Origin of the sequence: Aquibium sp. A9E412 (genome assembly GCF_030398335.1) — a bacterium.
In the GTDB taxonomy this organism is placed as follows: domain Bacteria; phylum Pseudomonadota; class Alphaproteobacteria; order Rhizobiales; family Rhizobiaceae; genus A9E412.
The window spans coordinates 1-12,355 of sequence record NZ_JAOAOP010000038.1; the positions used below are offsets into that span (position 1 = coordinate 1).

15 protein-coding genes are annotated in these 12,355 nt (G+C 70.4%); all 15 read left to right on the forward strand.

Annotated elements, in window-relative coordinates; translation table 11 throughout:
- Positions 1-540, forward strand: a 540-nt coding sequence (locus N1F89_RS13545; RefSeq protein ID WP_290084693.1) for a flagellar hook-length control protein FliK, incomplete at its 5' end; no start/stop codon positions are given.
- Complete coding sequence (locus N1F89_RS13550) at positions 473-1,060, forward strand: transglycosylase SLT domain-containing protein (RefSeq protein WP_290084694.1); 588 nt, start codon at positions 473-475, stop codon at positions 1,058-1,060. The genes N1F89_RS13545 and N1F89_RS13550, both read left to right, overlap by 68 nt.
- 316 nt (positions 1,061-1,376) lie before the next feature.
- Positions 1,377-2,069, forward strand: a complete 693-nt coding sequence (locus N1F89_RS13555) for a glutathione S-transferase family protein (protein ID WP_290084696.1) — start codon at positions 1,377-1,379, stop codon at positions 2,067-2,069.
- A 66-nt stretch (positions 2,070-2,135) separates the two neighbouring features.
- Positions 2,136-2,804 carry a response regulator transcription factor gene (locus tag N1F89_RS13560; RefSeq protein ID WP_290084697.1) on the forward strand — a complete coding sequence of 223 codons (669 nt, stop codon included), beginning with the start codon at positions 2,136-2,138 and terminating at the stop codon, positions 2,802-2,804.
- Positions 2,805-2,900: 96 nt separating this feature from the next.
- The gene (locus tag N1F89_RS13565) at positions 2,901-4,160 is read left to right on the forward strand and encodes a flagellar hook protein FlgE (RefSeq protein WP_290084699.1); all 1,260 of its coding nucleotides are present in this window, start codon (positions 2,901-2,903) and stop codon (positions 4,158-4,160) included.
- Positions 4,161-4,209: 49 nt separating this feature from the next.
- Positions 4,210-5,670: a flagellar hook-associated protein FlgK gene (gene flgK, locus N1F89_RS13570; RefSeq protein ID WP_290084701.1), complete on the forward strand. Its 1,461-nt coding sequence runs from the start codon at positions 4,210-4,212 to the stop codon at positions 5,668-5,670.
- Between the two features lie 4 nt (positions 5,671-5,674).
- Entirely contained in the window at positions 5,675-6,724 is a 1,050-nt protein-coding gene (locus N1F89_RS13575) for a flagellar hook-associated family protein (RefSeq protein ID WP_290084703.1), read from the forward strand.
- Positions 6,725-6,763: 39 nt separating this feature from the next.
- Complete coding sequence (gene flaF, locus N1F89_RS13580; RefSeq protein ID WP_290084704.1) at positions 6,764-7,111, forward strand: flagellar biosynthesis regulator FlaF; 348 nt, start codon at positions 6,764-6,766, stop codon at positions 7,109-7,111.
- Entirely contained in the window at positions 7,108-7,548 is a 441-nt protein-coding gene (gene flbT / locus N1F89_RS13585) for a flagellar biosynthesis repressor FlbT (RefSeq protein WP_290084705.1), read from the forward strand. The genes flaF and flbT overlap by 4 nt, the downstream gene beginning before the upstream one ends.
- A 2-nt stretch (positions 7,549-7,550) precedes the next feature.
- Positions 7,551-7,955, forward strand: coding sequence for a flagellar hook assembly protein FlgD (flgD, locus tag N1F89_RS13590; RefSeq protein ID WP_290084706.1), 405 nt, complete (start codon positions 7,551-7,553; stop codon positions 7,953-7,955).
- A gap of 4 nt (positions 7,956-7,959) precedes the next feature.
- Complete coding sequence (gene fliQ, locus N1F89_RS13595) at positions 7,960-8,226, forward strand: flagellar biosynthesis protein FliQ (RefSeq protein WP_290084707.1); 267 nt, start codon at positions 7,960-7,962, stop codon at positions 8,224-8,226.
- A 209-nt stretch (positions 8,227-8,435) separates the two neighbouring features.
- Positions 8,436-10,523 carry a flagellar biosynthesis protein FlhA gene (gene flhA, locus N1F89_RS13600; RefSeq protein WP_290084708.1) on the forward strand — a complete coding sequence of 696 codons (2,088 nt, stop codon included), beginning with the start codon at positions 8,436-8,438 and terminating at the stop codon, positions 10,521-10,523.
- A gap of 18 nt (positions 10,524-10,541) precedes the next feature.
- A complete protein-coding gene (gene fliR, locus N1F89_RS13605; protein ID WP_290084709.1) occupies positions 10,542-11,288 on the forward strand; it encodes a flagellar biosynthetic protein FliR in 747 nt (248 codons plus the stop codon).
- Between the two features lie 40 nt (positions 11,289-11,328).
- Complete coding sequence (locus N1F89_RS13610) at positions 11,329-11,724, forward strand: hypothetical protein (RefSeq protein WP_290084710.1); 396 nt, start codon at positions 11,329-11,331, stop codon at positions 11,722-11,724.
- A 66-nt stretch (positions 11,725-11,790) separates the two neighbouring features.
- Entirely contained in the window at positions 11,791-12,351 is a 561-nt protein-coding gene (locus N1F89_RS13615; protein ID WP_290084711.1) for a rod-binding protein, read from the forward strand.
- Positions 12,352-12,355 lie beyond the last annotated feature (4 nt).

Consider the following 12,355-nt stretch of genomic DNA (forward strand, 5'->3'; position numbering starts at 1 on the left):
GCCCTGCCCGCGCCGGCGCAGGCCGCGCTTGCCGGCGCCTCGCCGAGCGCCCAGGCCGTCGCCGGCGCCATGGCGAGCGATCCGGGCTGGCGCGCCGCGCTGGCGCAGAGCGGCCAGCCGGCGGGCCGGACGCCCGGCGTGCAGGCGCTACACATCCAGCTTCACCCTGCCGAGCTCGGCAGCGTGATTGCCCGCCTGCGCCTGGTCGGCGACCGGCTGTCGGTCGACATCGAGGTGGAGACGGGCGGCGCCCAGAGCCGGCTCGCCAGCGACAGCGACGCCATCGCCAAGGCGCTGCGCAGCCTCGGCTTCGAGGTCGACCGCATCACCGTGCAGCAGGGACAGGGCACCGCGACGGCCCAGGGCAACGGCACGGGAAGCGCCGCCGGCCGCGACGGCACCGGCGGGCAGACCGCGGCCGGGCGCGGCGACGGCGGCACCGGCAGCGAGCAGCAACGGGGACACCAGCACGATGGCAAGGACGACGAGGCGCGCCGGCCGGGCGCTGCGCCGACTGCTTCTGGCGGCGTCTATATCTAGCGCGCCCGCCGGCGCCGCGCTGGCGGCGGCCAACCCGTGCGAGGCCGAGATCCTGCGCGCCGCCGACCGCTACGGCGTGCCGGCCGGCATCCTCTATGCCGTCGGGCTGACGGAGACCGGCGTCAGGGGCAGCCTGCAGCCCTATGCGCTCAACATCGCCGGCAAGGCCGTGTTCGCCCGCTCCGCCGCCGAGGCGCGCGCCGCCTTCGAGGCGGCACGGCGCCAGGGCGTGCGGCTGATCGACCTCGGCTGCATGCAGATCAACCACCGCTACCACGGCGAGCGCTTCGACAGCGTCGAGGCCATGCTCGACCCGGCCCGCAACGTCGACTACGCGGCGCGCTTCCTGGTCGAGCTGAAGGCGCGCCACAGCACCTGGTCGATGGCCGTGGCGCGCTATCACGCCGGCCCCGACAACGACCCGGCACAGAAGCGCTATGTCTGCCGCGTCATCGCCAACATGGTGGCGACCGGCTTCGGCCGGTGGACCGACAACGCCCGTCGCTTTTGCAACCCATGATTGCTTTTTGCTTTCGCAACGACCGGCGGGCGATGCGGCGGCCGGGCCGGCTTCCGTGCCGCCGGCCGCGGCCTGCCGGACCGCACGAGGCGCCGCCGGCACGGCCCGCGGGCCGTGCGCGCGCGACCGCGCGCCCTGCCCCCGGAACGTCATCCCTCGCGCCCCGGGACACGTTTCTTTACAAAACGTTACCGGAACGCCGGCAGAGCGGCGCAGCACCCCGTCGGCGGGTCGGCAGCGGCGCCGGCGGCCGCGCCTCTTGCCACGGTCGGCGACGGGTGATTGGCTGCACCGCGGCGATCGACGGAGGCGCGCGATGGGCGAGCTGACCCTTACAACCTTCGATTGGGTGCCGGAGATGCCGCGCGGCTATGTGCGCGACCTGCGCGTGCGCTGGGCGCTCGAGGAGGCCGGCCTGCCCTACCGCGTCGCCGGCGTGCCGTTCGGCGAGCGGCAGGCGGCGCATTTCGCCCACCAGCCCTTCGGCCAGGTGCCGTGGCTGACGGACGGCGACACATCGATCTTCGAGAGCGGCGCCATCCTGCTGCATCTCGGCGCCCGCAGCGAAGCCCTGCTGCCGGCCGATCCGCAGGGCCGCGGCAAGGCGACGGAATGGCTGTTCGCCGCGCTCAACTCGGTCGAGATGGCGAGCCTGCCCTGGTCGATCTTCGCGTTCTCCGGCTTCAGCCGCGACACGCCCGAGTGGCGGCGTCTCGACGGCTTCCTGGCGGCCCGCCTCGACCGTCTGGAGCCGGTCCTGGCGGCGCGCGAATGGCTCGCGGGGCCGTTCTCCGTCGCCGACATCGCGATGGCCGACGTGCTGCGCCTGGTCGACCGCTTCGGCCGGCTGGACGCGCATCCCGCCTGCCGCGACTACCTCGCCCGCGCCACCGCCCGGCCCGCCTTCGCCACGGCGCATGCCGGCCAGATGGCGCATTTCGCCGCCGCCGACCTGGCAAGGACGGCCGCGCCGGCGGCCGACTCCCGAAATCCTAGCTATAAGAAATAGTGGTTGTCGCCGATTCCCGGCACCGGGTACCTCTAGGAGCAGAAACTGATTCGGAGGGGCGGGCCGATGATTGTGATCGTGGATGAGCGCGATCTGGTAAAAGATGGTTACCATTCTCTTTTCAATCGGGAAGGGGTAGCGAGCGCCGGCTTCGGCCCGGCCGATTTCGACGAGTGGGTGGAAAGCGCGGCCGACGACGACCTGCGCTCGGTGCAGGCCTTCCTTCTCGGCCAGTGCGTCGGCGACGCGGTCTCGCCGCAGCGCATCCGCGACCGCTCCAGCGCCCCGGTCATCGCGCTCAGCGAGCAGAACTCGCTGGAAGACACGCTGCGCCTGTTCGAGGCCGGCGTCGACGACGTGGTGCGCAAGCCGGTGCACGTGCGCGAGATCCTGGCGCGCATCGCCGCCATCAGCCGGCGCGCCAAGGAAGAGCCCGCCTATGCCGAGATCGGCCCGATGCGCATCTACATGGACGGCCGCGATCCGGAGATCGACGGCCAGCCGCTGCCGCTGCCGCGCCGTGAGCGCCGCATCCTCGAATATCTCGCCAGCAACCGCGCCCGGCGCGTGACCAAGACGCAGGTCTTCAACGCGATCTACGGCATCTTCGACGAGAACGTCGAGGAGAACGTGGTGGAGAGCCACATCTCCAAGCTGCGCAAGAAGCTGCGCGAGAAGCTCGGCTTCGACCCGATCGATTCCAAGCGTTACCTCGGCTACCGGCTGGCGCTGTGAGCGGCCGGCCGGACCGGTGGCCCGGCACGACAGCTTCACGCAAGCGAGCGCGGCTATCCTCGTGACCGTCGGTCCCGAACACGAGGAGCTTGTCCGATGAGCCTCTACGGCATGATGCGAACCGGCGTGTCCGGCATGGCGGCACAGGCCAACCGCCTGTCGACGGTCGCCGACAACATCGCCAATTCCAGCACCACCGGTTACAAGCGCTCGCGCGCCGAGTTCTCCTCGCTGGTCATCCCCGACACGCCCGGCGCCTACAACTCCGGCGGCGTGACGACCACCATCCAGACCGCCGTGTCGAAGCAGGGCGTGCTGCAATACACCACCTCGACGACGGATCTGGCGGTCAACGGCGACGGCTTCTTCGTCGTGCAGGATCCGAGCGGCCGGCCGTTCCTGACGCGGGCCGGCGCCTTCGTGCCCGACAGCGAGGGCCGGCTCGTCAACGCCGCCGGCTACCAGCTCATGGGCTACAGCTACGCCAACGGCGAGCCGGTGCCCACGGCGAACGGCTTCGACGGGCTGGAGCCGGTGATCGTCGACGGCAACGACCTGGTCGCCACGCCGTCGCGCAACGGCATGATCAAGGCCAACCTGCCGCAGACGGCCGACGCGGTGCCGGCGGCCGACCTGCCGTCGACCAACACCGCCGGCGCCACCTATACGGCCAAGACCTCGCTCGTCACCTACGACAATCTCGGCGGCGAGCGGCTGATCGACGTCTACTTCACCAAGACCGGGCCGGAGAGCTGGGAGGTGGCGGTGTTCGACCGCGCCGAGGCGACGCCGGGCACCGGCTTCCCCTATGCCTCGGGTCCGCTCGCCACGGAGACGCTGACCTTCGACCCGACGACCGGCAAGCTCGACGCCGGGAGCCCGACGGAGATCGGCGTTCCCATTCCCGACGGCCAGACGCTGACCATCGACCTGTCGGAAACGAGCCAGCTCGCCTCCGACTACCTGCTGCACGACGCCGGCGTCGACGGCAACGCGCCGACCTCGATCGAGAAGGTCGAGATGTCGACCGACGGCACGCTCTACGCGGAGTATGCGGACGGCTCGTTCCGCGCCATCTACCGCATCCCGCTCGCCGACGTGCCGAGCCCCGACAACATGCAGGTGCTGCAGGGCAACGTGTTCGCCGAGAGCGCCGAATCCGGCGGCGTCCGGCTCGGCTTCGCCAACGAGGGCGGCCTCGGCAAGGTGGTTTCGGGCGCGCTCGAGAACTCCAATGTCGACATCGCCGAGGAGCTGACCTCGATGATCGAATCGCAGCGCAGCTACACCGCCAACTCGAAGGTCTTCCAGACCGGTTCGGACCTGATGGACCTGCTGGTCAACCTCAAACGATAGGGTGAGACGCGGGCGCTGACACCGCCGCAGCACCCGGGAAAGAACGTGCATGTCCCTGACCTCCGCCCTGAGCATCGCGCAGTCGGCGCTGCTGAACACCGGTCGCCAGACCGGCGTGGTGTCGCGGAACGTCCAGGAGGCCGCCAATCCCGACTACGCCCGCCGCGAGGCCGTCACCACGACCAGCGGGTCGGGCGCCCGCGTCACGGAGATCCGCCGCGCCACCGACGCGGTGCTGTTCCGCCACAACCTGGCGGCGCTGTCGGCGCAGAGCGGCCAGGCGACGGTGAGCAAGGGGCTCGACACGCTGCGCCTGTCGGTCAACGGCGCCGACAACGGCGCGTCGGCGGCCGCCGCCATCGGCGACCTGATAAAGGCGCTGGAATTCTACGCCGCCACGCCGTCGAACCCGACGCTCGCCAGCACCACCGTCGAGGCGGCGCGCAACGCCGTGCGCGCCCTGCATGACGGCAGCACCGCGATCCAGACCTTCCGCAGCGACGCCGACCGCGAGATCGCGGCGGCCGTCGACGACCTGAACCGGCTGCTCGGCGATTTCGAAACGGTCAACCGCGAGGTCGTCGCCGGCACCCGCACGGGCCGCGACGTGTCGGACGCGCTCGACCAGCGCGACGCGCTGCTCAAGCAGATCTCGGCCCATGTCTCGATCTCGACGGTCAGCCGGCCGGGCAACGACATCATGATCGTCACCGGCGACGGCGCCACGCTGTTCGAGACGGTGCCGCGCGAGGTCTCCTTCCAGCCGCTCGCCACCCATGTGCCGGGCACCCCCGGCAACGCGGTGACCATCGACGGCGTGCCGCTGAAGCCCGGCAGCGGCGGCTCGACCTCCGCCTCCGGCACGATCGCGGCCAAGCTGCAGCTCCGCGACACGGTCGCCGTCACCATGCAGCGCCAGCTCGACGAGGTGGCGCGCGGCCTGATCACCGCGTTCGCCGAGACCGCGCCGGGCGGCGGCGCGCCCGACCGGGCCGGCCTGTTCACCTGGCCGGGCGGCCCGGCGCTGCCGCCGGCGGGAACCGCCATCGACGGGCTGGCCGCGGCGATCCGCGTCAACCCCGCGATGGACCCGGCGGCCGGCGGCGACCCGCAGCTCTTGCGCGACGGCGGCGCCAACGGCCCTGCCTATCTCGCCAACGCCACCGGCGGCGCCTCCTTCTCCGACCTGCTGCGCCGCTACGCCGACGGTCTCGACCGGCCGATCGCCGTCGATCCGGCCGCCGGCCTCGACGACAGCCGCAGCGTCGTGGCGCTGTCGTCGGATGCGGTCGGCTGGCTCGAGGCGCTGCGCCAGGACGCCGCAACGGGCAGCGAGCGCAAGGACGCGCTGGCCCAGCGCATGGGCACGGCGCTGTCCAACGCCACCGGCGTCAACGTCGACGAGGAGATGGCGCTCTTGCTCGAGCTCGAGCATTCCTACGAGGCTTCCGCACGGCTGATGCGCGTCATCGACGAGATGCTCGCCACGCTGCTGGCGGCGACGGGCTGACGCCATGAAGCTGGCCGCGATCTCGACCCAGAGCGTCAACCAGGCCCTGCGCTACCAGCTCATGCGCGTGCAGGCCGAGATGGCCGAGCGCAATCAGGAGACGGTCAGCGGCCGGCTGTTCGATCCCGGCAAGACGCTCGGCGCGCGCAGCGCCAACACCGTGTCGCTGACGCGCGAGATCGACCGGCTGGGCAGCCTGCTCGATTCCAACGCGCTGGCCGGCAACCGGCTCGCCGCCAGCCAGGATGCGCTGAGCCAGCTCAACGACGTCGGCCAGAGCCTGCTCGCCGCCCTCACCTCGGCGACCTCGGGCACCGTCAGCAACGAGATCGTGCGCGCCGAGGGCACGCGCGCGCTCGGCGCGCTGACCAGCGTGATGAACACCAATCTCAACGGCGAGTACCTGTTCGCCGGCATCAACACCGACGTGAAGCCGTTCGACGACTACACCGCGCCCGGCTCGCCGGCCAAGGCCGCCTTCGACGCCGCCTTCGTCGGCCATTTCGGCTTCGCCCAGAGCGACCCGGCGGCCGCCGGCATCAGCGCCGCCGACATGCAGGTGTTTCTCGACACGGTGGTCGAGCCGCAGTTCCTCGGCGCCGGCTGGCAGGGTACCTGGTCGAGCGCCACCGACGAGCGCATCGTCAGCCGCATCGCCCTCAACGAGACGGCCGAGACGTCGATCTCCGCCAACACGGCCGGCACCCGCAAACTCGCCATGGCCGCCGTCGCCGTGGCCGACCTGCTCCAGGGTCCGCTCAACGCCGGCGCGCGCGACGTGCTCTATGCGCGCGCCACCCAGCTCGTCGGCGAGGGGCTGGCCGATCTCGCCGACACGCAGGGCGCGGCCGGCGTGGTGCAGAACCGCATCACCGACGCCAGCGCCCGCATCGACATGCAGATCGACCTGTTCGAGCGCAGCGTCAACGACCTGGAAGGCGTCGACCCGTTCGCCGCCTCGGCGCGCGTGTCGGAGCTGCAGACCCAGCTCGAGCTGTCCTACACGCTGACCGCGCGCCTGCAGCAGCTCAGCCTCATGCGCTTCCTCTCGTAGTCGTGTCCAAGGCCCGGTGACGCAAGAAACGGAACGGAAATGTACCAATTCTCCTACAGCGAAATCCAGACCGACTCGGTGGCCGATGCCAAGGATCGCGAGCGCCAGCTCCTGAGCCGGTCGATCGACCTTCTGGCGAGCGCGCGCGAGAAGGGGCCGCAGTCGCAGGAATCGGTCGAGGCGATCCACTTCCTCAACCGCGTGTGGACCGCCTTCGTCGACGACCTGGCCAACCCCGACAACGAGCTGCCCAAGGAGCTGCGCGCCAACCTGATCTCGATCGGGCTGTGGCTGCTGCGCGAGGCCGAGGAGGTGCGGCAGGGCCGCTCCGACAATTTCGAGGGGCTGATCGAGGTGTCGCAGATCATCCGGGACGGCATGCAATGAAGAACACCCTGCGCATCTCGCTCAAGGCGAACGAGAAGATCTACGTCAACGGCGCGGTGATCCGCGCCGACCGCAAGACGACGCTCGAGTTCCTCAACGACGTGCAGTTCCTGCTCGAGAACCACGTGCTGCAGCCCGAGGACGCGACGACGCCGCTGCGCCAGCTCTACTTCATCGTCCAGGTGATGCTGATGGCGCGCGACGAGGCGCAGGAGGCGCGCACCATGTTCCGCCGCTCGCTGCCGATGATGCTGTCCTGCTACCAGGACCCGGCCATCCTGGCCGGCCTCAAGGACATCGACCGGCTGGTCGGCGAGAACCAGATCTACGAGGCGCTGAAGACGATCCGCGCGCTCTATCCGCGCGAGGCGGAGGTGCTCGACCGCGGCGCGAACGCCGAGCGCTTTCCGCCGCTCGCCCTGGTCGTGGGAGGATGACGATGACGGTAACCCCGCAGGTTGCGGCCACGCAGCAGCAGAGCAACGCCGGCGCCCAGGCCGCCGCCGCCCCGCAGACGGTCGACTACCAGGCCTTCCTCAAGCTGCTCGTCGCCGAGATGAAGAACCAGGACCCGACGAGCCCGATGGAATCGACCGACTACGTCGCCCAGCTCGCCTCCTTCTCGCAGGTCGAGCAGTCGGTGCAGATGAACGGCAAGCTCGACCAGCTCCTGCAGGCCTCGGCCCTGTCGCAGGCCGGCAGCATCATCGGCCGCGAGATCGTCTCGGCCGACGGCGCGGTGTCCGGCACGGTGTCGGAGGTGCGCCTGTTCAGCGACGGCGTGGTGGCAGTCCTCGAGAACGGCGGCCAGATCGTCGTCGGCCCCGGCGTGACGATCCGCTGAGGCGATGAACGAGGCCGACGCCCTCGACATCGTCCAGTACGCCATCTGGACGGTGCTCGTCGCCTCCGGGCCGGCGGTCGCCGTGGCGATGATCGTCGGCGTCGGCATCGCGCTCGTCCAGGCGCTCACCCAGGTGCAGGAGATCACGCTCACCTTCGTGCCGAAGATCGTCGCCATCCTGCTCGCCGTCGCCTTCTCCGGCCCCTTCGTCGGGGCGCAGATCTTCGCCTTCACCACGGTGATCTTCCAGCGCATCGAGACCGGCTTCTGAAGCGTCTCCAGGCGAAGGGGAAACCGCTTCGCCGTCGCCGAACGCGTCATAACGACGAGCCGCAGCCGATCTGCGGTTCGCTGAACCTCAGAACGGCTCGAACGGCACCGCGCGCGCCACCTCACCCTCGCACAAGCTTCGCACGCTAGACCTCGGCGACGGACCGCTCCGCCCGACCGCCGGAGCGGCCGGCAACGAACGGGTGAGGCATGGCCGTCAGCGAAGGCGCGAGCGCGCTGGAAAGCACCAGGCACGGGCGCGACGTCGGCTTCGCCGTCGGCGTCATCATCATCCTGTCGGTCCTGTTCCTGCCGATCCCGCCCTTCCTGATCGACGTCGGGCTGGCCTTCTCGATCGCCTTTTCCGTGCTCATCCTGATGGTCGCGCTGTGGATCCAGCGGCCGCTCGATTTCTCCTCCTTCCCGACGATCCTGCTGATCGCCACGATGATGCGCCTGTCGCTCAACATCGCGACGACCCGCATGATCCTGTCGGAGGGCCACGAGGGCACCAATGCGGCCGGCCACGTCATCGGCGGCTTCTCGCGGCTGGTGATGAGCGGCGACTTCGTCATCGGCCTGATCGTCTTTTTGATCCTGATCGTGGTGAACTTCGTCGTCATCACCAAGGGCTCGACGCGCATCGCCGAGGTCGGCGCGCGCTTCACCCTCGACGCCATTCCCGGCAAGCAGATGTCGATCGACGCCGACCTGTCGGCCGGCATGATCGACGAGAAGGAGGCGCAGCGCCGGCGCCGCGAGCTGGAGGAGGAAAGCTCCTTCTTCGGCTCGATGGACGGCGCGTCGAAATTCGTGCGCGGCGACGCCATCGCCGGCCTCATCATCACCGCCATCAACATCGTCGGCGGCATCGCCATCGGCTATTCGCGCCATGGCATGGACTTCGGCGAGGCGGCCGACGTGTTCACCAAGCTGTCGGTCGGCGACGGGCTGGTCACCCAGATTCCGGCGCTGATCGTCTCGCTGGCCGCCGGCCTCCTGGTCTCCAAGGGCGGCACGCGCGGCTCGGCCGACCAGGCGGTGTTCGGCCAGCTCGGCGCCTATCCCCGCGCGCTGTGGGTGGCCGCCGCCCTGCTCCTGCTGCTCGCCATCATGCCCGGCCTGCCGGCGCTGCCCTTCCTGGCGCTGGCCGGCGTGATGGGCGCCGTCGCCTACGTGCTGCCGCTGCAGCGCCGCCGGCTCGCCGCCGAGGCCGAAGCCGCCGAGCGCGAGAAGCAGCTCACCGTCGAGGAGGAGGAGAAGAACTCCGTCAAGGCGTCGCTGAAGACGGCCGAGATCGAGCTGCTGATCGGCAAGCAGCTCTCCACCCGGCTGTTGACCTCGCATCAGGAGCTCGTCTTCCGCATGGGCAAGATGCGCAAGAAGTTCGCCCTGCAATACGGCTTCGTCGTGCCCGAGGTGAAGCTGACCGACGACTTCGCCATCCCGCCCAAGAGCTACCAGATCAAGGTGCACGGCACGGTGGTGGCCGAATACCCGCTGCGCGTCGGCGAGCTGATGGTGCTGCTCGGCAACCGCGAGCCGCCGGAGATGCCCGGCGAGGAGGTCAAGGAGCCGGCCTTCGGCATGCGCGCCTTCTCGGTGCCCGACATGTTCGCCGAGGACCTGAAGCGCGAGCAGTACGCCTTCGCCGACAACATGTCGGTGCTGCTGACGCATCTGAGCGAGGTGATCCGCAACAACCTGCCGCAGCTCCTGTCCTACAAGGACATGAAGGCGCTGATCGAGCGGCTCGACCCCGAGTACCGCAAGCTGGCCGACGAGGTCTGCACCACGCACATGTCGTATCCCGGCCTGCAGGCGGTGCTCAAGCTGCTGCTCGCCGAACGCGTGTCGATCCGCAACCTGCATCTCATCATCGAGGCGATCGCCGAGATCGCGCCGCACATCCGCCGCACCGAGCAGATCGTCGAGCACGTGCGCATCCGCATGGCGCAGCAGATCTGCGGCGACCTCAGCGAGGGCGGCGCGCTCAAGGTGCTGCGTCTCGGCAACCGCTGGGACCTCGCCTTCCACCAGAGCCTGAAGCGCGACGCCAAGGGCGAGATCCGCGAGTTCGACATCGATCCGCGCCAGCTCGAGGAGTTCGGCCAGGAGGCCTCGAAGGCGATCCGCACCCATCTCGAGGCGGGCGAGCGCTTCGCGCTGGTCACCGCGCCGGAGGCCCGGCCCTATGTGCGCATGGTCATCGAGCGGCTGTTCCCGACGCTGCCGGTGCTGAGCCACGTGGAGATCGCCAAGGGCGTGGAGATCCGCGTGCTGGGCTCGGTGTCGTGAGATGCCGGGCGGCCGGCCATGATCGAGCAGGCGGTGCTCGCCGCCTTCCTCGCCTTCTGCCGCATCGGCGCCTGCTTCATGCTGATGCCGGGCTTCGGCAGCGCCCGGGTGCCGGCCCAGGTGCGGCTGTTCGTGGCGGTGGCCGCCTCGCTGGCGCTGCTCTTCCAGCTGTGGGAGGAGATCGCGCCCTTCGTCGAGCGCAGCGCCGACGCGCTCGCCCTGCTCATCGTGTCGGAGATCCTGATCGGCGCGCTGATCGGCCTGGTGGCGCGCTTCTACGTGCTGGCGCTGCAGTTCATCGGCGCGGCGATCTCGCTGATGGTCGGCTTCGGCGCGCCGGGCGGCGGCATCGCGCTGGAGGAGCCGGAGCCGCAGCCCGCGCTCGGCGCCATCATCTCGTTCTCCGCGCTGCTGCTGCTGTTCGTGCTCGACTTTCACCACCAGATCGTGCTGGCGCTGGTCGAGTCCTATCGCGCGGTGCCGATCGACACGCTGTTCAACGCGCGGGTGGCGCTGGTCAACCTGGCCGACACCATCTCCGAGGCGTTTTTCGTGATGATCCGCCTCGGCAGCCCGTTCGTCGCCTATGCCATCCTGGTCAACCTGGCGGTCGGCTTCGTCAACAAGCTGACGCCGCAGATCCCGATCTACTTCATCTCGCTGCCCTTCATCATCGCCGGCGGGCTGATCATGATCTATTTCGCCATCGCCACCATGCTGTCGCTGTTCGCCGACGGCTTCTATCCCGTCACGCTGGGACGCTAGACGGCCCGGTCGGCGACGCGCCCGCAAGGCAGGTGCGGCGATGACGACGCGCGGCAAGCGGCTGAAGAAGCTGGTCGAGGTGCAGGGCAAGCTGAAGGCGCTGCACGAGGCGCGCCACGCCGGCCACCTGGCCGACGCGCGGCGCGCCGAGGACGAGGCGCAGGCGCTCGCCGGCCGCTTCCAGGCCGAGGATTCGCTGTCGGGGCTGTTTCCCGAGCTCTATCACCGGCGCATCGCCGACGCGGTCGACCGCGGCCGCCGGCGCCGCGAGGACGCCGCCGCGGAGGCCGACCGCCTCGCGCTGGCGAGCGCGCGCACGACCGTCGTCGAGCGCGCCTACCGCGAGGCGGCGGCAAGCGAGGAGCGCGCGGCGGAGGACCGCGAGCGGCTCGAGGCGGTGGCGCGCCGGCGCCCCGGCGGCGACGGCGCGACGTAAGGCTGCCGCAAGCTTGTCGCGCGACACTGCGGCCATCGAGCAACCCGCGGCGGAGCGCACGGCGTCTTGGCGATCTCACCCCCTGGCGACATCGTCTCCGAAGTGGCAGCGGCGGCCGATCCGGCCGCGCTGGCCGCCGCGCGCGCCAAGCTCGCCCGCCATGCCGAGCGCGCCGACGGCACGGGCTTTGCCGCCACGACCGCGGCGCCGGCCGCGGCGATGCCGGCGGCCCCGCGCGGGGCGCCGGCGCCCGACGCGTTCGTGAAGTTCGAGGCGATGGTGCTGCAGACCTTCGTCGAATCGATGCTGCCGGAAGACAGCGACGGCGTCTACGGCGAGGGCCTGTCGGGCGAGATGTGGAAGTCGATGCTGGCCGGCGAGCTCGCCCGCGCGATGGCCGACCGCGGCGGCATCGGCATCGCCGAGCGGGTGCTCGGCGACCACTACATGGACGGCGAGGAGAAGGTGCCGCTGCGCGGCGTCTCGGCCGATCCGGGCAAGGCGGAGGCCGAGACGCAGGATCTGCTGTCGGTCGGCCTTCTGCATCAGATCCAGCGCCGCGCGGCCGAGGCGATCGGCCCCGCGGCGGGCGACGGCGCGACCGGCGCCACGACACGAGAAGGCTGAGGAC